This is a genomic window from Streptomyces sp. NPDC006687, assembly GCF_040636215.1.
Classification (GTDB): Bacteria; Actinomycetota; Actinomycetes; order Streptomycetales; family Streptomycetaceae; genus Streptomyces.
The window spans coordinates 150,688-170,565 of record NZ_JBEYJJ010000004.1 but is presented as its reverse complement, the minus strand read 5'-3'; the positions used below and the strand labels follow the sequence as shown (position 1 = coordinate 170,565).

The window sequence follows — 19,878 nt, the reverse complement described above, 5'->3', positions numbered from 1 at the left end:
CCGGACCGCAGGCGTCCCGGGCGTCATAGGATTCCCCCGCAACGATCACGACGTCGCGGGGGGACGCGCAGATGGAGCCCGGGATCATCGGCAGCCGCCTGGCCTCGGCGGCCATCGGCCCGCTCGTCAGGAAGCTCTTCGTCACGGAAGGCCCCGGCGCGGGCCTCGTCGACAAGCCGGTCAGGATCTCCGGCTACGTCTCGTTCCGCGGCGAGAAGCGCTCCCTGGCCGAGTCCGACCTGCGCGCCCTGGCCGGGAAGCTGGTCCGCCAGGCCATGCGTACGGGCGAGCGCCCCATCGGCGCCGACGAGCAGCAGGCGGTGGCCGACGCCCTCGCCACGACCCTGCACGCCCTCGGCGACCTGACGATGTCCGACGTCGACGCCGTCCGCCTCGGCGCTACGGCCTTCGCCCGTGCGCTGCGCGCCGCGGCCGACCGCCCCGAGCGCGAACTGACCGCGGACGGTTCGTACTTCTACGAGCGTCTGCTCGAAGCCGCCTGCCTGCACATCCTGCACTTCTTCACCCAGCGCTCGACCTTCGTCGCCCATGCCCTGGTCGAGCAGACGCGGGGGATCGCGGAGCTGACGGCCAAGGTGGACGAACTGATCCGCCGCGACCCGCTCCCGGGCGCGCGGGACGCTGCGTTCGAGGCGGAGTACCTGCCGTACGTCGCCCGCAAGCACGCGAAGCTGACCATCTACGGCATCGACCTCGGCAGCTCCCCGACGCGGTGGCCGCTGGACGCGGCGTACCTGAGCCTGGAGGCGACCGGGCTGCCCGGCGTGACGGAGGTCCCGGCCAGGTGGCTCGACGCGGAGGCCCCGTACGACCACCCCTCGGGCGTGTTCCAGGTGGAAGGAGCCGTTGACGTCGACAGGGCCGAGAAGATGCTCAAGGCCCTCACCCATGCTCCTACGGCGCAGCCTGCCGACCAGGCCCTGGCCGGCAGCCGCCGCGTCCTGCTCCGCGGTGAAGCCGGGTCCGGCAAGACCACCCTCGTCCAGTGGCTCGCCGTCTCCGCCGCGCGGCAGGACCTCCCGCCGCGGATGGCGTACCTGGAGGACCGCGTCCCCTTCGTCCTGCCCCTGCGCACCCTGACCCGCCACGGCGGACGGCTGCCCGCGCCCCGGGACTTCCTCACCGCCGCGGGCTGCCCGCTCGGCGGGAGCCAGCCCGAGGGCTGGGCGCACCGGGTGCTCTCGGCGGGCCGGGGTCTGGTCCTCGTGGACGGGATCGACGAGGTGCCCGACGCCGAGCGCGCGCGGACACGTTCCTGGCTGAGGGACCTGATGGACCTCTACGACGGCGACAACCGCTGGCTGGTCACCTCCCGCCCCTCCGCCGTGGGCGCGGACTGGCTGCGCGAGGACGGGTTCACCGAGCTGACACTGTCCGCGATGGGGCCGGCGGAGACCGCCACCTTCATCAGGCGCTGGCACGCCGCGGCCCGTCAGGGCACCGACGAGGGCGAGGAACTCGAGGCGTACGAGGCCCAGCTGCTGACGGCCGTACGGCTCAAGCCCGATCTCGGGCGGCTCGCCACCAACCCCCTGATGTGCGGCCTGATCTGCGCCCTCCACCGCGACCGGCGCGGCTACCTCCCGCACGGCCGCAAGGACCTCTACGAGGCCGCCCTCTCCATGCTGCTCAGCCGCCGCGACCGCGAGCGCGACATGCGCCTCCCGGACCTGCGGGAGGAGCCTCAGCTCGACCTGCTCCAGCGGCTCGCGTACTGGCTGATCAGGAACGGACGTACGGAGATGGACCGTTCGCGGGCCGAGGACATCATCGCCCGGGCCCTCCCCGCCGTCCCCGAGGCGGCGGCCCTCGGCGGGGCGCCCGCGGTCTTCGAGCACTTCCTCCAGCGCAGCGGCCTGCTCCGCGAACCGGCTCCCGGCACGGTGGACTTCGTCCACCGCACCTTCCAGGACTTCCTCGGCGCGCGGGCGGCCGTGGAGGACGGCGACTTCGGCCTGCTCACCGCCCACGCCGGCGACGACCAGTGGGAGGACGTCATCCGCATGGCGGTCGCCCTCGCCCGGCCCGCCGAACGCACGGCGATCTTCCGTGACCTGCTCGCCCTGGGGGACGACTCCTCCGACCGGGGCGTACAGACGCGGGTCTACCTGCTCGCCGCGGCCTGCCTGGAGCAGGCCACCACCCTCGACCCCGCCACCCGCGTCGCGGTGGAACAGCGCACCGCCAGCCTCATCCCGCCGGGGGGAGAGCTGGAGGCCCGCGCCCTCGCGGCGGTCGGTCCGCTGGTGCTGGGCCTGCTTCCCGGGCCGCAGGGCCTGACGGCGGGGTTCGCGCGCAACGTGGTGATCGCCGCCTCGCACGTCGCGTCGGAAGCGGCCGTCTCCTTCCTCGCGCAGTTCGCGCGGCACCCCTCCCTGCTGGTGCGTTCGCAGCTCGTCTGGGCCTGGTCGCGCTTCGACGCTGCCCAGTACGCCGACGAGGTCATCGCGCGGCTGGACCCCGCCGACCTCCGCTACACCGTGCAGTCCGACACGCACCTGCGCGAGCTGGAGCGCCTGGGCATCCGGCCGGACCGCCTGGAGATCAGGGGCGGGGTCTCGGTGCGGGCCCTGGCGGCATTCGTCGGCGCCTACCGCCCCACGGACCTCACCCTCGCCGGGGCGACCGTCCCCGACCTGGGGTTCCTGGCGGGTCAGGACGCGCTGCACAGGCTCGACATCAGCGCGTGCCGGCAGCTGGCGGACCTCTCGGGACTGGGCGGCCTGCCGGTACGGGACCTCACCCTCCAGGTCGCCGGGCCGGACACCGACCTGCGCCCGCTGTCACGGCTCAGGGAACTGGAGGCCCTGCGGATCAGCGGCCTCGACGCCATGACCTGGTCCGTGGACGACCTGCCCCGCGCCGCCCCCCTGCGGGAACTGGTGGTGCGCGGAGAACCGGGCCCCGCACTCGGCCTCCACGGGCTCGGCTCCCTGCCCGCGCTGCGGTCCCTGACCCTCAACGCGGACTCCAGCCCCGCCTCGGCCGCCGACTGGCAGGAGATCCACGCCCTCCCGCTCGGGCGGCTCACGGTGTCCGCCGCGTCCCTGCGGGCGCTCCCGGACGACACCGTCCTGCCGGGAGTCACCGCGCTGGTCCTGACCGACCGCGAGGGGACGGCCCTGCAAGAAGCCGTCCGGCGGCTGCCCTCGGCCTTCCCCGGGCTGGAGGAATGCCGGCTCACCGGTGACACCGCCTCGGAAGACGGCCTCGACCTCGACCTCGACCTCGCGCCGCTGGCCGCCCTGCCCGCACTCGGTCAGGTCCGTGTCACCTGGGCCGGCCGCCTGGTGGGTACCGCCCTCCTGAAGGCGGCCGTGGACCGGGTGCAGCCGAGCCGGGTGCGGTGGTGATCCGGCCCGCCGGAGGCCGCCGGCCGGGAGGCCGGCCTCCCGGCGGGCGTCAGCCCGTGAACGCCGCCAGGATGCGGTCCGCCGCCGAGGTGGCGGTGACGGTGCCCGCGCGGATCTCCGCCTCCAGGGCCGGGGTCAGTTCCCGTACGGACGGGTTCGCGCGCAGTCGCTCCAGCAGTTCGTCGCGGACCATCGACCAGGTCCACTCCACCTGCTGCGCCGCCCGCTTGGCGGCCAGCCGGCCGCCCGCCTCCAGGAGCACCCGGTGCTGCTCCAGGCGGTTCCAGACCTCCTCCAGCCCCGCCGACTCCCGCGCGCTGCACGTCAGCACCGGCGGCGTCCACGCCGCGTCCGCCGGGTGCATCAGGCGCAGCGCGCCCGACAGCTCCCGGGCGGCGGCCTTCGCGTCGCGTGCGTGCGGGCCGTCCGCCTTGTTCACCGCGAGGACGTCCGCCAGCTCCAGGACACCCTTCTTGATGCCCTGCAACTGGTCGCCCGTACGGGCCAGGGACAGCAGGAGGAAGGAGTCCACCATCCCCGCCACCGTCGTCTCCGACTGGCCCACCCCGACCGTCTCCACCAGGATGACGTCGTAGCCCGCCGCCTCCATCACGATCATCGACTCGCGCGTGGCCCTGGCGACCCCGCCCAGGGTCCCGGCGGACGGCGACGGGCGGATGAAGGCCGCCGGGTCCACCGACAGCCGATCCATCCGGGTCTTGTCGCCCAGGATGGAGCCGCCCGTCCGCGTGGACGAGGGGTCGACCGCGAGGACGGCGACCCGGTGGCCGAGGCCCGTCAGCATCGTGCCGAACGCGTCGATGAAGGTGGACTTGCCCACCCCGGGCACCCCGCTGATGCCGATCCGGCGCGCCTTCCCCGAGTGGGGCAGGAGCTCCGTCAACAGCCGCTGCGCCAGCGCCCGGTGGTCGGCCCGGGTGGACTCGACGAGGGTGATCGCCCGCGCGACCTGCGCACGCTTCCCGTCGAGCACGCCCTTCACGTACACGTCGATGTCGATCTTCGGGGGCATCCCGCGACCGCCTACAGCTCGTGGCCCAGGTCCGCGGCGAGCCGCGTCACCAGGTCGTGGGCCGCGTCCGGGATGACCGTGCCGGGCGGGAACACCGCCGCCGCGCCCATCTCCAGCAGCGTGGGGACATCGGCCGGCGGGATGACACCGCCCACCACGATCATGATGTCCTCACGTCCCTCCTCCGCCAGCTGCTCGCGCAGCGCCGGGACGAGGGTCAGGTGGCCGGCCGCCAGCGACGAGACGCCCACCACGTGGACGTCCGCCTCGACGGCCTGACGGGCCACCTCCGCCGGGGTCTGGAACAGCGGGCCGACGTCCACGTCGAAGCCGAGGTCGGCGAAGGCCGTGGCGATCACCTTCTGGCCGCGGTCGTGGCCGTCCTGGCCCATCTTCGCGACCAGGATGCGCGGACGACGCCCCTCCGCCTCCTCGAAGCGGTCGACGAGCGCACGCGTGCGCTCCAGGGACGGGGACTCGCCTGCTTCGGTACGGTACACACCCGAAATCGTACGGATCTGGCTCGCGTGCCGCCCGTACACCTTCTCCAGGGCGTCCGAGATCTCCCCGACCGTGGCCTTGGCCCGCGCCGCGTCCACCGCCAGGGCGAGCAGATTGCCCTCCAGGCCCTGGCCCGCCCCGCGTTCGGCCGCGTTCGTCAGCGCCCGCAGCGCGTCCTGGGTGCGTGCCTCGTCGCGCTCCTCGCGCAGCCGCCGCAGCTTGGCGATCTGCTGCGCGCGCACCGAGGAGTTGTCGACCACGAGCACGTCGATCTGCTCGTCGTTCTCCACGCGGTACTTGTTGACGCCGATCACCGGCTGCCGGCCCGAGTCGATCCGCGCCTGGGTGCGGGCCGCGGCCTCCTCCACGCGCAGCTTCGGGATGCCCGCGTCGATGGCCTGCGCCATGCCGCCGGCCGCCTCGACCTCCTGGATGTGCTGCCAGGCCCGGCGCGCCAGGTCGTACGTCAGCTTCTCCACGTACGCGCTGCCGCCCCACGGGTCGATCGACCGGCAGGTCCCCGACTCCTGCTGGAGCAGCAACTGGGTGTTGCGGGCGATGCGCGCCGAGAAGTCCGTCGGCAGGGCGAGGGCCTCGTCGAGGGCGTTGGTGTGCAGCGACTGGGTGTGGCCCTGGGTCGCGGCCATCGCCTCGATGCAGGTACGCGTCACGTTGTTGAAGACGTCCTGAGCGGTCAGCGACCAGCCGGAGGTCTGCGAATGCGTGCGCAGGGAGAGCGACTTGGAGTTCTTCGGGCCGAACTCCTTGACCAGCTTGGCCCACAGCAGGCGCGCGGCACGCAGCTTCGCGACCTCCATGAAGAAGTTCATGCCGATCGCCCAGAAGAACGACAGGCGCGGTGCGAACGCGTCCACGTCCAGACCGGCGCCCTGCCCGGCCCGCAGGTACTCCACGCCGTCGGCCAGGGTGTACGCCAGCTCCAGGTCGGCCGTGGCCCCCGCCTCCTGGATGTGGTACCCGGAGATCGAGATGGAGTTGTACCGCGGCATCTTCTGCGAGGTGAAGGAGAAGATGTCCGAGATGATCCGCATCGAGGGCTTCGGCGGATAGATATAGGTGTTGCGGACCATGAACTCCTTGAGGATGTCGTTCTGGATGGTCCCGGCGAGCTTGTCGGGGGAGACGCCCTGCTCCTCCGCCGCCACGATGTAGAGGGCGAGGACCGGCAGCACCGCGCCGTTCATCGTCATCGACACCGACATCTTGTCGAGGGGGATCCCGTCGAACAGCTGCCGCATGTCGTAGATGGAGTCGATGGCCACGCCCGCCATGCCGACGTCGCCCGTCACGCGCGGGTGGTCGCTGTCGTAGCCGCGGTGCGTCGGCAGGTCGAAGGCCACCGACAGGCCCTTCTGGCCGGCCGCGAGGTTGCGCCGGTAGAAGGCGTTGGACTCCTCCGCCGTGGAGAAGCCGGCGTACTGCCGGATCGTCCAGGGCTGGTTGACGTACATCGTCGGGTACGGGCCGCGCAGGTACGGGGCCATGCCCGGGTACGTCCCCAGGAAGTCCAGGCCCTCCAGGTCCCGCCCGGTGTACAGCGGCTGCACGCCGATGCCCTCGGGGGTCTCCCACAGCAGGTCGCCGGCGGCGGCTCCGGTGGACTCCTTCACCGCCGCGCGCCACTGGTCCTCGGAGGCGGCCGGAGCGGCCCCGCCGAGGGCGAGCTCGGAGAAATCGGGGATGCTCACTGCGCCACTCCCATCCGGTCGAGTACGGAGGACAGCACGGCGACGGCGTCGCAGCCGGCGAAGACGTACTCGTCCACGGCGCCGGACGAGGTGCCGGGCCTGCCCGCGAGGAACACGGTCGTGGCACCTGCCGCGCGCAGGGCGGCGGCCACGGCCTCGGCCTGCTCCTCGTACAGCGCGTCACTGGAGCACAGCACCGCCACGCCGTCGGCGCCGCTCGCCGCGTACGCTCCGGCGGCGCTCCGCTCGTCCACCGACACCGGGTCGTGGACGGGCTCGATGCCGCCGGCCTGGAAGAGGTTCGAGGCGAAGGTGGCGCGCGCGGTGTGCGCGGCGGCCGGGCCCAGTGCGGCCAGGAACACCCGCGGGCGGGCGCCGGTGGACTCCAGGTGCGCGTCGCTGCGGGCGCGCAGCGCCTCGTACGCCTCGTCCCGGCGCACCCGGGGCAGGCCCCCGGCGCGAGCCGGCGGGGCGGCCTCGCGCACGACCGGCTTCTCCGCCAGCAGCGGGAACTCGCTGACGCCGGTGATCGGTTCGCGGCGGGTCGCGAGCCGCTTGGAGCGCGTGGCCCAGGTGGCGGCGAGGCGCTCCGCGACCAGGCCGGAGCGCAGGGCGGCGGCCAGGCCGCCGGACCGCTCGACCGTCTGGAAGAACTCCCAGGCCGCGTGCGCCAGTTCGTCCGTGAGCTGTTCCACGTAGTAGGAGCCGCCGGCCGGGTCGATCACCCGGGCCAGGTGCGACTCCTCCAGGAGGATGGTGGAGGTGTTGCGGGCGATGCGGCGGGCGAAGGCGTCGGGCAGGCCGAGTTCGGCGTCGAACGGGAGCACGGTGACGGAGTCCGCGCCGCCCACGCCGGCCGCCATGGAGGCGACGGTGGTCCGCAGCATGTTCACCCACGGGTCGCGGCGGGTCATCATCACCGGCGAGGTGACGGCGTGCTGCCGCTGGGCACCGGCCTCCGGGGCCCCGCACGCCTCGGCGACGCGGGCCCACAGGCGGCGGGCGGCCCGCAGCTTGGCGATGGTCAGGAACTGGTCGGCCGTCGCCGCGTAGCGGAACTCCAGCTGCCCGAGGGCGGCTTCGGTGGCGAGGCCGCCGTCGGTGAGCAGGCGCAGGTACGCCACGCCGGTGGCCAGGGACAGCCCGAGCTCCTCGGCGGCCGAGCCGCCGGCCTCGTGGTACGGCAGGGCGTCCACGGACAGGGCGCGCACGCCGGGCCAGGACGCGGCCGCCTCGCGGGCGAGTTCGACGGCGGGGGCGGTGTCCTGGGCCTCGCCGGTGCGGGCCTCGTGGCCCAGCGGGTCCATGCCGAGCGCGGCGCGGGCGGCTTCGGGGGCCACGCCGCGCTCCGCGTACAGGGCCAGCAACGCCCGGGCGGCCTCGGCGGATTCGGCTCCGGCGTCGAGGGCGACGGGGGCGAGGTCGAGGTACACCCCGTCCAGGGCCCGGCCCAGGCCGGCGACGGGGAAGCCGGAGCGGCCGACAATGAGCCAGAGGGAGGTGGTGCCGTTCTCCAGGTCGGTCAGGGCCGCCTCGTTGACGCGTACGGGGTCGCTGCCGGCGATCCGCTGGCGTACGTCCCAGCCGGAGGTGCTGGTGCCGGCCGGGGTTCCGCCGCGGACGAAGGGCGCGAAGCCGGGGAAGCCGGTCTTCTCGTCCGCGCCGGGGGGCCGCGTGTACAGGGGGCGGGTGGTGAGCCCGTCCTCGAGCGTCGTGGACAGTGCTGCTTCCGCTGCCTCGCCGGATACTTCCTTGCCGGATTTGCGCAGTACGCCTTCGACGAGGCGTTGCCACTGCTCATGGGTCGCGGCAGGAAATTCGGCGGCCAGGGAGAGCCCGTCGTCAGGCAGGACCGTCATGGCCCGAACTCTAGGGGGGCCGCTTGAGCCGGACCAGAATTACCGGATGTGATCTCCCCCTCTCAAATGAGCCCCTCCCCTGGCCGGGGGGTTCGGGGGGCGGGGTGGTGCCTCTGCGGGGCGAGGCGGGGGCCGTGGGCGTCGCCCCTGCCCTGCCCTGGCCGGGCGGTGGCGGCGCGGGGCTGGGCCGGTGCCCTGCGGGGCGGCCGCGGTGTCGGCGGCTGGGCCGCTGGCCCTGCGGAGCGGTCTCGGGATCCGGGCCGGGGCCCCGGCGGGGCGGGGTTCTGGGGTGCGGGGTCGGGGGTGGCCGGGGTCGGGGGTGGCCGGGGTCGGTGCCGGGGTGGGGTGCCGCTCGGGGCGGGCTTCGATGTTCGGCGCTCCGATCCGGATCAGCGGTGCGGGGCGGTACAGGGCGCCGAATTCATCTCGTTTTAGCCCCGGACGACACCCCACCCCGTCCCCGCCCCCGGCCGCCGCGTTCGCAGCGGGGCTGGGCCAAATCCAGCCCCGCCGGCGTTTGAGGCGCTGGAGGCACCTCCCAGCGGTAGCTGGGGGAGGGGCTGGGGTCTGGCCCCAGGACACGAGCCGCAGGCGGGCGACTACGGCTTCCCCCCTCTAGTCTCGACGGCGTTTGCGGCGCTGGGGGCACCTCCCAGCGGTAGCTGGGGGAGGGTCTGAGGGCTGGCCCCCACGACACGGCCCGCAGGCGAACGGCTGGCTCAGTCACCTCCAGCCCCGCCGGCGTTTGAGGCGCGGGGGCTGGGGCGGAGCCCCAGGGAGGCGGGTCGCGGGCGGGCGGCCGGCTCAGTCGCGTTCAGCCCCGCCGGCGTTTGAGGCGAGGGCTTCGCGGGGTGTGGCGCGAAAGGGGCGTGGCCGGGGCGTTGCGGGGCCGTGAAATCAAGCCAAGGGTTTTCGGCCGCCTGGCGAGGGGAAACCGCAGGTCACGCCCGGTGTGAGGGCGGTCAGCCGCACGGTACGGCAGGGGTTGACCCCGTCCGGCGACGCTGACACGCTCCGGCCCATGACCGCGAACGAGCACTTCGCCCCGCGGCTCCACACCCCCGGCCCCTGTACCACGCCGGGCGCGTGTCCGGGCCGCTGTCCGGCCACCCTCGGGGCCTGACCCCCGCCCGGACGAGTCGTCGTACCGTCCGGCCCGGCCGCCCGTCGGCCCCCGTATCCCGTAGGCGGCCCCGAGCCGCCCCGTAGGCCCGCCCCGGCGTACCCGCTGGGTCGCCGCCCCGCGCCCCGGCCCACCCTTTCCGCCCGGGTTCCTCCGTCGTACTCACCACAGGAGCTTCCTCATGACCACCGTCACCGCCCCCACCGTCACCCGCCTCGGCGGCCGGATCGGCGCCGAGATCGGCGGGGTCCGCCTCGGCGGCGCGCTCGACCCCGGCGTCGTCGCCGAGATCCGGGCCGCCCTCCTCGCCCACAAGGTCGTCTTCTTCCGCGGCCAGGAGCACCTCGACGAGGCGGGCCACGAGGCGTTCGCCCGGCTGCTCGGGACGCCCGTCGCCCACCCCACCGTCCCCTCGGCCGACGGCCGCTACGCCCTCGGCATCGACTCCCACCACGGCGCCCGCGCCAACCAGTGGCACACCGACGTCACCTTCGTCCCCGCCTACCCCGCCTTCTCCATCCTCCGCGCCGTCACCATCCCCCCGTACGGCGGCAACACCCTGTGGGCCAACACCGCCACCGCCTACGCCCACCTCCCCGCCCCGCTGCGCGCCCTCGCCGACGGGCTGCGCGCCGTTCACTCCAACGAGTACGACTACGCCGCCCTCAAGCCCGACGCCCTCCCCGAGGCCCTCGCCCAGTACCGCGAGGTGTTCACCTCCACCGCCTTCCTCACCGAGCACCCCGTGGTCCGCGTCCACCCCGAGACCGGCGAACGCACCCTGCTGCTAGGGAACTTCGTCCAGCGGATCTCCGGGCTGACCGGCCGTGACTCGCGCGCCCTCGTCGACCTCTTCCAGGCCCACATCGAGAGCCCCGAGAACACCGTCCGCTGGCAGTGGCGCGCCGGTGACGTCGCGATCTGGGACAACCGGGCCACCCAGCACTACGGCGTCGACGACTCCGACGACCACGAGCGCACCCTGCGCCGCGTCACCGTCGACGGCGACGTCCCCGTGGGTCCCGACGGAGTGCCCTCCCGCCTGATCAGCCCCGAGGCCGTGCCGGAACCGGCGTTCGGCATCCCCTCCGGAGCCTCCACCACCGCCTGACCCGGACACCCCCAGGAGCCCGCCATGCCCCAGCTGCTCGCCCTCACCGGCAGCCCCTCCGCCCACTCCCGTACCGTCGTCGTTGCCGAGCACGTGCTGCGCCGCCTCGACCACGCCGGGTTCGAAACCGCCCACCTCGACATACGCCTCCTGCCCGCCGCCGACCTGCTGGCGGCCCGCCGCGGCGAGCCGGAGATCCGCAGCGCGCTGGAGGCCGTCGCCAAGGCCGACGGCCTGATCATCGCGACCCCGGTCTACAAGGCGTCGTACACCGGACTCCTCAAGGCGTTCCTGGACCTGCTCCCGCAGGACGGCCTGGCAGGAAAGACGATCCTGCCCCTCGCCACCGGCGGCAGCCTCGCCCACGTCCTGACCATCGACTACGCCCTGCGCCCCGTCCTCGCCGCCCTCGGCGCCCGGCACGTCACCGCCGGCCGCTTCGTCCTGGACTCCTCCGTCGAGCGCGGCGCGGGACCGGACCGGCTGCGCCCCGAGGCGGAACTGGACCTCTACCAGGCCGTCGACGAGTTCGCCGAGGCCCTGCGCTCCGCGACGCCCACCCTCGCCGCCACCCCGTGACCCCGTAACCCCGCGACCGATCCCGTACCGACAAGGACCCGCCATGCCCGCAGCACCCGCCACCCCGGCCACCCGCACCCGGCGCCAGTTCCTCACCCTGCTCGGCATCTCGGCGGCCGCGGTGAGCTGCGGCACCGCCACCGCCACCGGCGGGTCCGCCCGCCCGGGCGGCCAGGTCACCACCCTCAAGTACCAGGGCAGCGTCGGCGCCGTCACCCTGCCCGAACTGGCCGCCGACCTCGGTTACCTGGGCGGCCTCTCCCTGGAGTGGGTCGGCAACACCATCAGCGGACCGCAGGACATCCAGTCCGCCGCCACCGGCCAGATCCACTTCGGCGGCGCCTTCAACGGGGCCATCGTCAAACTCGCCGCCAGCAAGGCCCCCGTCAAGGCGGTCATCTCGTACTACGGCGTGGACCAGGACGTCTACAGCGGCTACTACGTCCTGGAGGACAGCCCGCTGCGCTCCGCCCGCGACCTGCCCGGCAAGAAGGTCGGCATGAACACCCTGGGCGCGCACTCCCAGGCCATCCTCGACATCTACCTGGGCCGGGGCGGCGTCTCCAAGGCCGACGCGGCCAAGGTCGAGGCGCTGGTCGTACCGCCCGTCAACACCGAACAGGCGCTGCGCCAGAAGCAGATAGAGGTGGGCGTACTCGGTGGCGTACTGCGCGAGAAGGCCGTCGCCTCCGGCGGCATACGCCCGCTGTTCAGCGACTTCGACCTGCTCGGCAGGTTCAGCGCCGGCTCGTACGTGATGACGCAGCGCTTCATCAAGGAGAACCCGGACACCGTCCGCACTTTCACCACCGGGGTCGCCAAGGCCATCGAGTGGTCCCGCACCACCCCGCGCGAGGAGGTCATCGCCCGCATGGAATCGATCATCAAGAAGCGGGGCCGCAACGAGGACACCGCGACCTTGAAGTACTGGCGCTCCTACGGGGTCGCCGAGCCGGGCGGCCGTATCGAGGACAAGGAGTTCCAGCTCTGGCTCGACTGGCTCGCCGAGCGCGGCGAGATCAAGACCGGACAGCTCAAGCCGTCCGACCTGTACACGAACGAGTTCAACGGATACGGGAAGGGCTGACCGGTCATGGCGAAGATCGAATTCCGGTCGGTGACCAAGACCTTCCCGGTGAAGGGCAGGAGCAAGGAGGAGTTCACCGCCCTCGACGGTATCGACCTGGAGATCGGCGCGGGGGAGTTCCTCGTCGTCGTCGGACCCAGCGGCTGCGGCAAATCCACCCTCCTCGACCTCCTCGGCGGCCTCACCCGCCCCACTTCCGGACAGATCCTCCTGGACGGCCGGCCCGTCACCGGGCCCGGCCTGGACCGGGGCATCGTCTTCCAGCAGTACGCGCTCCTTCCCTGGCGCACCGCGCTGGGCAACGTCGCCTTCGGCCTGGAGGCCACCGGCGTCCCACGCAGACAACGAACGGCGAAGGCGCGGGAGTTCCTCGAACTGGTGGGCCTCGCCGGATTCGAGGACCGGCATCCGCACGAGCTCTCCGGCGGTATGCGCCAGCGGGTGGCGATCGCCCGCTCGCTGGCCTACGACCCGGACGTGCTGCTCATGGACGAGCCCTTCGCCGCGCTCGACGCCCAGACCCGCGAGTCCCTCCAGGACGAACTGCGGCGGATCTGGCAGAGCACCGGCAAGACGGTCGTCTTCATCACGCACGGCATCGAGGAAGCCGTGTACCTGGGGCAGCGGGTGGCCGTCATCACCTCCCGCCCGGGCCGGGTCAAGGAGGTCGTGCCGGTCTCCTTCGGGGACCGGTCCAGCGGGGCGACGGGCGAGGACCTGCGCTCCAGTCCCGAGTTCGCCCGCCACCGCCACGAGATCTGGACCCTGCTGCACGACGAGGTGGTCCGGGCCCAGCAACTGGAGAAGGAAGAGGCCGCCGTATGAGCACCGAGACCCCCGCACCCGTCGCCGCCCCGGCGGACTCCGGGAAGCAGTCCGCCTTCCCGGCCCCGCGCGGCCGTTCCGGTACGTCCGCCTCCGCCTCCGCCGGGTCCGGGCGTACGGACACCGCTGCCCTGGGGGTCCCGCCGGCCGTACGGGAGCCCGCGCGCCCGGCGCCACCGGCTCCCGCCCCCCGCGCCGCCGGGGGCAGGACCGTGCTGCGGTGGCTGCGGGCCGGGCTGCTGCGGTCGGCGGCGGTGCTGGCGCTGCTCGCGCTGTGGGAGGCGGCCCCCCGGCTCGGGCTGGTGGACGCCACCTTCCTGCCGCCCTTCAGCGAGGTGGCCCGGGCCTGGTGGGGACTGCTCGCCGACGGCCAGCTCGGCGAGCACACCCGGGCCAGCCTCACCCGTTCCCTCGGCGGCTTCGCCATCGCCGTGGTCATCGCCGTCCCGCTCGGCCTGCTCATCGGCTGGTACCGCCCGGTCGCGGCCTTCCTCGGCCCGCTGCTGGAGCTGTTCCGCAACACGGCGGCCCTCGCCCTGCTGCCCGTCTTCGTCCTCCTCCTCGGCATCGGGGAGACCTCGAAGGTGTCGATCGTCGTCTACGCCTGCGTCTGGCCGGTCCTGCTGAACACCATCAGCGCCGTCGGGAACGCCGACCCCACCCTGGTCCGGCTCGCCCGCTCGATGGACCTGTCCACGCCCAGGCTCTTCCAGAAGGTGATCCTGCCCGCCTCGGTCCCCGCCGTCTTCACCGGCATCCGGCTGGCCGGCGCCGTCTCCATCCTGGTCCTCGTGGCCGCCGAGATGATCGGCGCCAAGGCGGGGCTGGGCTACCTGATCAACGCCTCGCAGTTCAACTTCGCCATCCCCCAGATGTACGCGGGCATCATCACGATCTCCGCCATCGGGGTGGCCTTCAACCAGCTGCTGGTCGCGGTCGAACGCCGCCTCAGCCTCTGGCGCGTCCCCGCCTGACCACCCCCGCCGCCCCGTCCAAGGGAACCGACATGCCCGCACCCCGTACCCTCCACCTCAACGCGTTCCTGATGAACGCCGGCCACCACGACGCCGCCTGGCGCCACCCCGACGCCAGCCCCGAGCGGGTCACCGACGTCACCTACTTCCAGGAACTGGCCCGCACCGCCGAGCGCGGACGGCTGGACTCCGTCTTCTTCGCCGACGGCCTGGCCCTGTGGGGCAAGGCCCGCTACAACGCCCTCGGCGGGTTCGAGCCGCTGACCCTGCTCTCCGCGATCGCGGCCGTCACCTCGCACATCGGGCTCATCGCGACCGTCTCCACCACCTTCAACGAGCCCTTCCACACCGCCCGCAAGTTCGCCTCCCTCGACCACATCAGCGGCGGCCGGGCCGGCTGGAACATCGTCACCTCCGGCACCGTCGACGAGGCCCGCAACTTCAACCGGGACGAGCACCTGGAACACGCCGTGCGCTACGAGCGCGCCCGCGAGTTCCTTGACGTCACCACCAAGCTCTGGGACAGCTGGGAGGACGACGCGATCGTCCTCGACAAGGAGCAGGGGGTCTACGCGGACACCGACCGCCTCCACCCCGCCGCCCACCGGGGCGAGCACTTCTCCGTCGCCGGCCCGCTCAACGTGCCCCGTTCACCGCAGGGCCGCCCGCTGCTCGTCCAGGCGGGTTCCTCCGAGGACGGCAAGGAGTTCGCCGCCCAGTACGCCGAGGCCGTCTTCACCGCCCAGCAGACCCTCGCGGACGGCCAGAGCTTCTACAAGGACCTCAAGTCCCGCCTCGCCCGCTACGGCCGGACCGAGGAGGACCTCCTCGTCCTGCCCGGCATCGCCCCCGTCATCGGCTCCACCGAGGCCGAGGCGAACGCCCTGGAGCGGGAGCTGACCGAGCTCCAGATCCCCGAGTACGGGCTCGCCCAGCTCTCCGGGATGCTCGGCACCGACCTGACCGGCCTGCCGCTCGACGGCCCGCTGCCCGATCTCCCGGAGGAACGGGACATCAACGGCAACAAGAGCCGGTTCACGCTCGTCGCCGAACTCGCCCGCCGCGACGGGCTCACCCTGCGCGAGCTGATCGCCCGGCTCGGCGCCGGCCGCGGCCACCGCGTCCACGCCGGCACACCCGAGCAGATTGCCGACCAGCTCGAAGAGTGGTTCACCCAGGGGGCCGCCGACGGCTTCAACATCATGGCGCCCGTCCTGCCCACCGGCCTGACGGACTTCGTGGACCACGTCGTGCCCATCCTCCAGCGCCGGGGCCTCTTCCGCACCGAGTACTCCGGCACCACCCTGCGCGAGCACTACGGCCTGCCGCGCCCCGCCAACCGGTACACGGGCCACAGCGCCTGACCCGCAGCGGGGGAGTCCGGGGGAGTCCCGGGGGAACTCCGCCCGCGCTCGGGGCGTTCTTCCCTCCGAGGCGCTCAGACCGTGAGGACGATCTTCCCGCCGGCCCGGCCGCCCGCGCTCAGCTCCCAGGCGTAGCCGGCCTCGGCGAGCGGGAGGACGTGTCCCAGCTTGACGGTGATCTTCCCGGCGTCGGCGAGCTCCGCGAGGGCGGTGAGGTCGGTGGCCGAGGAGCGGGCCCAGATGTGCTGGGCGCCCTTGTCGCCCGCGTCGTTGTCGGCGACGGAGATCACGGTCCCGCCCGGCCGGACGACGGACTGGAGCAGCTCGACGCCGCCCTCGCCGTAGAAGTCGAGCCCGACATCGACGCCTTCGGGGGCCAGCGCGGTGATCCGCCCGGCCACTCCGTCCCCGTAGAGCACCGGTTCGGCGCCGAGCGAGCGCAGGTAGTCGTGGTTGCGGGCGCTCGCCGTACCGATGACCCGGGCCCCGAGGGCCACCGCGATCTGCACGCCGAGCGAGCCCACCCCGCCGGCCGCGGAGTGGATGACGACCGTCTGGCCCGCGCCGACCCCGGCGCGGGTGACGGCCTGGTACGAGGTGAGCCCGGCCAGGGGGAGGCCCGCGGCCTCCTCGAAGCTGAGGCGCGCGGGCTTGCGGGCCAGGGTGCGCACGGGGGCCGAGACCCGCTCCGCGTACGTGCCCAGCTGGACCCATTCCTTGCGGACGTACCCGTAGACCTCGTCACCCACGGCGTAGCCCTCGGTGTCGGGGCCGACGGCCTCGACGACTCCGGCCACGTCCCACCCGGGGATCACCGGGTGCCGGACCTCCAGGACGTGCCCGAGGAAGCCGGCGGCGAGCTTCCAGTCCACCGGGTTGACCCCGGCCGCCTTGACGCGCACGAGCACCTCGCACGGCCCGACCTTGGGCTCGGGTACCTCGACGAGTCGCAACGCGGTGGGAGTGCCGTAGCTGTCGTAGGTGATTGCCTTCATGGAGGGGGCAACGAACGGGGCACGGGCGGGTGTTCCGTCCGGTTCCCTCCTTCGAGCGGTCCTGGGCCGCTCTTCGGACGGTCCTCCGCCCGTCCTCCGCCGCTCGTCCGGCGGACGTCATGCGGGCAGGGTGTTGGGGTGCGAGCGCCGCCGGGCCGCGCTGAGCAGGGCCTGGATCTGCGCCCCCGCCTGCCCGACGTCGTCCAGCGGGGAGGGGAAGGGTAGCCGTACGTCCCGGTGCCCGGAGCGCTCCTCCAGGCGCAGGGTGATCCCGTACCGGTCCAGGGCCAGCGGCAGCGCACGGACGACGGCCGCCGTGGGGCGGGGGCGGACCAGCCGCAGCAGCAGGGTGACCAGCTCGGGGTGGCCGTCGAGGAGGTGGGTGAGCATCCCCGCCTCGTACGGGGCGAGCGGGTCGGGCCGGGCACCCTCCAGCTCCTCCAGCCCGAGGTACGAGGTCCCCTCCGCGGTCTCCAGCACCGCTTGGCCGTACTCCACGCAGGCGGTGGCGTCGTGGGCCGCGGCCTCGCCGTCGTACGGGGTCAGCAGCCGGCCCAGGACGGTGACGCGGGCGCGCACCCGGTCGCGTACGGGGGTCGGCGCCACGTCGGTGAACTCCAGCCGGAGGGACGGGCGCCCCTCGCCGAGGAGGGAGGCGGGGTGGCCGGCGGCGGGCGGGGCCGGATGCAGATGGAGCCGGCCGAGGGGATCACGGTCGCCGAGGTGGCGGACCTCGTGGCGCACCCCGTCGACGACCACCGTCATCGAGTGCGCGGCGGCCAGGACGGAGCGGACCCGCTCGGCGTCGGTGGGCCGGGCGGCGGCGGGCGTGACGGCGGGGGCACCGGGCAGGCGCATACGGATCTCTCCCTCGTCCAGGGGTGCGGTCAACACCGGAGGCATGGCTACTTAGGTATGCCTAACCTAACTCATCGGTGGATCGGGGAGTACCCCGCGAACCGGCCGTCCGTCCCCCTCTCGGGCGGCGCCGGGCGTCGCGCGCCGGACGGGCCCGGCGCCCGCGATTCGCGTAACGTGCGGACCCCGTCGCCATGGGGCATGGCGGCGGCCCTACGTGCTCCGTGTCGGTGTTGGGCCGAACGGGTGAAACGCGAGAGGATGGGGGGATGCACATGAAGCGCACGGCCGAGGCGGCCCGGTGAGCAGGTACGACGTCACCGACGAGCAGTGGGAGGGACTCGCGCAGGTGGTGCCGCTGCGCAGTCGCAACGAATGGCCCTCCCGGGTGGACCACCGCACGATCCCCAAGGCCGCCGGGGCGTCAGCGGCGGAACAGCAGCGGCGCTTCGTGGTGATCCGGGTCCAGGTCTTCGCCGACGCGCGGGAGGTGGCCGAGTACCTGATCGCGCAGATCCCCGTACTGCTGGACCTCACGGGTGCGGACAGCGAAGTGGCCAAGCGCATCCTCGACTTCAGCAGCGGTGTGGTCTTCGGCCTGGGCAGCGGGATGCACCGGGTCGACCGGAACGTCTTCCTGCTGGCGCCCGTCGGAACCGAGGTCGAGGGGATCGCGGCCGCGGCCGTCCCCCGATCGTAGGAAGCTCGCGGCGGTGGAACGGTTCGCCGGGCCCGGCCGGGGCTCCGCGGACCGTACCGTCCGCCCATGGACGCCACACTGCACGCGGCGGGGCCCGCAGCCCCCGGCGCGTTATCCGCCCCAGCCGACGACGCTCCCGCCGCCGGGAGCGCGACCGGGCCGGGGGAGCTCCAGCGGCCCGCCGTCACCGAGTTACGGCTGTCCGCCTTCGGGACGCACCGGGCGGCGGTGTTCCCGTTCGGCCCGGTGACCCTGTTGACGGGACCCAGCGGCAGCGGCAAGTCCCAGGCACTGGCCGCCTACGGAGCGCTGGCCAGGCTCGCCTCCGGGGCGTGCCTGGACGAGGTCTTCCCGGACCCGTCGGCCCAGGTCCGCGAGACGGCCGTGCCCGACGAGGGCGGGCGGCGCGGCTTCCGGATCGGCTGCACGGTCGACGGCCCGGCCGGTCCCGTCCGGCTCGACCTCGCCGTCCAGGCCGAACCCGAGCTGCGGATCGCCGGTGAACGGCTCTCGCTGGACGGGGAGATCCTCCTCACCACCGCCTTGCGCGACCCGCGCCGGCGCTCCGTCCAGGCGGCCTGGCTGACCGGTGGCGCGGCCGGTATGACCCGGGCCCCGCTGCCCGACGACCGGCTCGGGACCGCCCTGTTGCCGCTGCGCGTCTCCGGGGCCACCGCCGGGCAGCGGCTGGTGCTGGCGGCCGCCGAGCAGGTGGTGGTGGCGCTGCGGTCGGTGTTCCTCTGCGACCCCGTGCCCGGCCGGATGCGGGCGCCCGTGCCGCCCGGGGAGGGCCGGCTGCGGGGCGACTGCGGGAACCTGGCCGACGTACTGCGCCGGACCCGCCACGAGTGCGGCACCCGGCACGCCCTGCTGGCCCGGGCGGCACGAACGGGGTGCGCGGGTCCGGTGGCCGGGCTGGGGGTACGGGGCGACGGGGCGGACGGTGGGGCCCGGGGAGCCGGTGGGGCGGCTGGTGTCCGCAGGGCCGGTGGGGCCGGTGGGGGCGCTGGGGCCGGTGGGCTGGTGGAGGCCGTGCTGGAGCGCGGGGGCGGACGTCCCGCCACCGGGTTCGCCCGGCTCGCGGACGGGGAGCTGCGCTTCCTGGCCCAGGCCCTGGTCCTGCTCACCGGGCCGGGGGTACTGGCGGTGGACCCGGCCGCCGAGCTGCTCTCCGCCCGGCAGGCGCTGACGGTGCTCGCCGACGGCCTCGACCGGGGTCTGGACCGGCGGCAGACCGCCGAACTGCTGCGGCTGGCCCTGCTGTCCGGGGAGCGGGGGCACATCCGGCTGGTGGCCGCCGTCGGCGAGGACACCGCGGGAACCGCCCGCGGGATTCCCGGCGTCTCAGTGGTAGACCTGTCTCCATGAGTGCTGCACCCCTGGACGACGGGCCGGAACCAATCCACGGCGAACCGCCGCGCGGCGAACGGCTCTACCAGCTTCAGCGACGGCTGGCCGCTTTCGCGGCCGCCCGGGACTGGGCGCCGTACCACACGCCCAAGAACCTGGCCGTGGCGCTGAGTGTGGAGGCATCCGAACTGGTCGAGATCTTCCAGTGGCTGACGCCGGAACAGTCGGCGGCGGTCATGGAGCAGCCCGAGACCGCACACCGGGTGACCGACGAGGTGGCCGACGTGCTGGCGTATCTCCTGCAGTTCTGTGAGGTCCTCGGGGTGGATGTGCTCGATGCGCTCGCCGCGAAGATCGAGCGGAACGAGCACCGATTCCCCGCGAGCGGGACATCGACCCCAGATCGTCACTCTTCGGAGTGATGGCGCTGTCCACA

15 protein-coding genes are annotated in these 19,878 nt (G+C 73.7%); 10 read left to right on the top strand and 5 right to left on the bottom strand.

Going from position 1 to position 19,878, the window contains the following annotated elements; all coding sequences use genetic code 11:
* Positions 1-71 precede the first annotated feature (71 nt).
* Complete coding sequence (locus tag ABZ716_RS07200) at positions 72-3,374, top strand: NACHT domain-containing protein (RefSeq protein WP_358957298.1); 3,303 nt, start codon at positions 72-74, stop codon at positions 3,372-3,374.
* A 49-nt stretch (positions 3,375-3,423) separates the two neighbouring features.
* On the opposite strand, the gene meaB is transcribed toward ABZ716_RS07200, so the two are convergent.
* Genes meaB through ABZ716_RS07185 form a run of 3 tightly spaced genes read right to left on the bottom strand, consistent with a single transcriptional unit; the run spans position 3,424 to position 8,476 of the window.
* Positions 3,424-4,407, bottom strand: a complete 984-nt coding sequence (gene meaB, locus ABZ716_RS07195; RefSeq protein ID WP_358957296.1) for a methylmalonyl Co-A mutase-associated GTPase MeaB — start codon at positions 4,405-4,407, stop codon at positions 3,424-3,426.
* 11 nt (positions 4,408-4,418) lie between these two features.
* Positions 4,419-6,617, bottom strand: a complete 2,199-nt coding sequence (gene scpA, locus ABZ716_RS07190; protein WP_358957293.1) for a methylmalonyl-CoA mutase — start codon at positions 6,615-6,617, stop codon at positions 4,419-4,421.
* A complete protein-coding gene (locus ABZ716_RS07185) occupies positions 6,614-8,476 on the bottom strand; it encodes a methylmalonyl-CoA mutase family protein (protein ID WP_358957291.1) in 1,863 nt (620 codons plus the stop codon). The genes scpA and ABZ716_RS07185 overlap by 4 nt, the downstream gene beginning before the upstream one ends.
* Before the next feature lie 1,304 nt (positions 8,477-9,780).
* Between ABZ716_RS07185 and ABZ716_RS07180 the strand changes: the two genes are divergently transcribed.
* The 6 genes from ABZ716_RS07180 to ABZ716_RS07155 are packed head-to-tail and all read left to right on the top strand — an operon-like array spanning position 9,781 to position 15,539.
* Positions 9,781-10,710 (top strand): TauD/TfdA family dioxygenase, encoded by a 930-nt coding sequence (locus ABZ716_RS07180; protein ID WP_358957289.1) that lies wholly within the window; start codon positions 9,781-9,783, stop codon positions 10,708-10,710.
* A 24-nt stretch (positions 10,711-10,734) separates the two neighbouring features.
* Positions 10,735-11,289 (top strand): NADPH-dependent FMN reductase, encoded by a 555-nt coding sequence (gene ssuE, locus ABZ716_RS07175; RefSeq protein ID WP_358812212.1) that lies wholly within the window; start codon positions 10,735-10,737, stop codon positions 11,287-11,289.
* Positions 11,290-11,332: 43 nt separating this feature from the next.
* Positions 11,333-12,376, top strand: a complete 1,044-nt coding sequence (locus tag ABZ716_RS07170) for an ABC transporter substrate-binding protein (RefSeq protein WP_358812211.1) — start codon at positions 11,333-11,335, stop codon at positions 12,374-12,376.
* Positions 12,377-12,382: 6 nt separating this feature from the next.
* The gene (locus ABZ716_RS07165; protein WP_358957287.1) at positions 12,383-13,201 is read left to right on the top strand and encodes an ABC transporter ATP-binding protein; all 819 of its coding nucleotides are present in this window, start codon (positions 12,383-12,385) and stop codon (positions 13,199-13,201) included.
* Entirely contained in the window at positions 13,198-14,175 is a 978-nt protein-coding gene (locus ABZ716_RS07160) for an ABC transporter permease (protein WP_358957285.1), read from the top strand. The genes ABZ716_RS07165 and ABZ716_RS07160 overlap by 4 nt, the downstream gene beginning before the upstream one ends.
* Positions 14,176-14,207: 32 nt before the next feature.
* On the top strand, positions 14,208-15,539 hold the full coding sequence (locus ABZ716_RS07155; protein ID WP_358957283.1) for an LLM class flavin-dependent oxidoreductase: 1,332 nt from the start codon (positions 14,208-14,210) through the stop codon (positions 15,537-15,539).
* Positions 15,540-15,613: 74 nt separating this feature from the next.
* On the opposite strand, the gene ABZ716_RS07150 is transcribed toward ABZ716_RS07155, so the two are convergent.
* Together ABZ716_RS07150 and ABZ716_RS07145 are read right to left on the bottom strand one after the other, a co-directional pair.
* Entirely contained in the window at positions 15,614-16,534 is a 921-nt protein-coding gene (locus ABZ716_RS07150; RefSeq protein WP_358957281.1) for an NADP-dependent oxidoreductase, read from the bottom strand.
* 117 nt (positions 16,535-16,651) lie between these two features.
* The gene (locus tag ABZ716_RS07145; RefSeq protein WP_358812231.1) at positions 16,652-17,392 is read right to left on the bottom strand and encodes a DUF2470 domain-containing protein; all 741 of its coding nucleotides are present in this window, start codon (positions 17,390-17,392) and stop codon (positions 16,652-16,654) included.
* 301 nt (positions 17,393-17,693) lie between these two features.
* Here ABZ716_RS07145 and ABZ716_RS07140 point away from each other — a divergent pair, with 301 nt between their 5' ends.
* The 3 genes from ABZ716_RS07140 (at position 17,694) to ABZ716_RS07130 (ending at position 19,864) form a co-directional block, all read left to right on the top strand.
* Positions 17,694-18,092, top strand: a complete 399-nt coding sequence (locus ABZ716_RS07140) for a cell division protein SepF (RefSeq protein WP_351880398.1) — start codon at positions 17,694-17,696, stop codon at positions 18,090-18,092.
* Between the two features lie 66 nt (positions 18,093-18,158).
* Positions 18,159-19,460, top strand: coding sequence for an ATP-binding protein (locus ABZ716_RS07135; protein ID WP_358957279.1), 1,302 nt, complete (start codon positions 18,159-18,161; stop codon positions 19,458-19,460).
* Positions 19,457-19,864, top strand: a complete 408-nt coding sequence (locus ABZ716_RS07130; protein WP_358957277.1) for a nucleotide pyrophosphohydrolase — start codon at positions 19,457-19,459, stop codon at positions 19,862-19,864. Before ABZ716_RS07135 ends, ABZ716_RS07130 begins: the two co-directional genes overlap by 4 nt.
* The last annotated feature ends 14 nt before the right edge of the window (positions 19,865-19,878 follow it).

What these genes read in the sequence shown, in the direction of transcription:
- ABZ716_RS07200 (WP_358957298.1), top strand. Translation starts at nt 72, where the DNA reads ATGGAGCCCGGGATCATCGGCAGCCGCCTGGCCTCGGCGGCCATCGGC.
- meaB (WP_358957296.1), bottom strand. Translation starts at nt 4,407, where the DNA reads ATGCCCCCGAAGATCGACATCGACGTGTACGTGAAGGGCGTGCTCGAC.
- ABZ716_RS07185 (WP_358957291.1), bottom strand. Translation starts at nt 8,476, where the DNA reads ATGACGGTCCTGCCTGACGACGGGCTCTCCCTGGCCGCCGAATTTCCT.
- ABZ716_RS07180 (WP_358957289.1), top strand. Translation starts at nt 9,781, where the DNA reads ATGACCACCGTCACCGCCCCCACCGTCACCCGCCTCGGCGGCCGGATC.
- ssuE (WP_358812212.1), top strand. Translation starts at nt 10,735, where the DNA reads ATGCCCCAGCTGCTCGCCCTCACCGGCAGCCCCTCCGCCCACTCCCGT.
- ABZ716_RS07170 (WP_358812211.1), top strand. Translation starts at nt 11,333, where the DNA reads ATGCCCGCAGCACCCGCCACCCCGGCCACCCGCACCCGGCGCCAGTTC.
- ABZ716_RS07165 (WP_358957287.1), top strand. Translation starts at nt 12,383, where the DNA reads ATGGCGAAGATCGAATTCCGGTCGGTGACCAAGACCTTCCCGGTGAAG.
- ABZ716_RS07160 (WP_358957285.1), top strand. Translation starts at nt 13,198, where the DNA reads ATGAGCACCGAGACCCCCGCACCCGTCGCCGCCCCGGCGGACTCCGGG.
- ABZ716_RS07155 (WP_358957283.1), top strand. Translation starts at nt 14,208, where the DNA reads ATGCCCGCACCCCGTACCCTCCACCTCAACGCGTTCCTGATGAACGCC.
- ABZ716_RS07150 (WP_358957281.1), bottom strand. Translation starts at nt 16,534, where the DNA reads ATGAAGGCAATCACCTACGACAGCTACGGCACTCCCACCGCGTTGCGA.
- ABZ716_RS07145 (WP_358812231.1), bottom strand. Translation starts at nt 17,392, where the DNA reads ATGCGCCTGCCCGGTGCCCCCGCCGTCACGCCCGCCGCCGCCCGGCCC.
- ABZ716_RS07135 (WP_358957279.1), top strand. Translation starts at nt 18,159, where the DNA reads ATGGACGCCACACTGCACGCGGCGGGGCCCGCAGCCCCCGGCGCGTTA.
- ABZ716_RS07130 (WP_358957277.1), top strand. Translation starts at nt 19,457, where the DNA reads ATGAGTGCTGCACCCCTGGACGACGGGCCGGAACCAATCCACGGCGAA.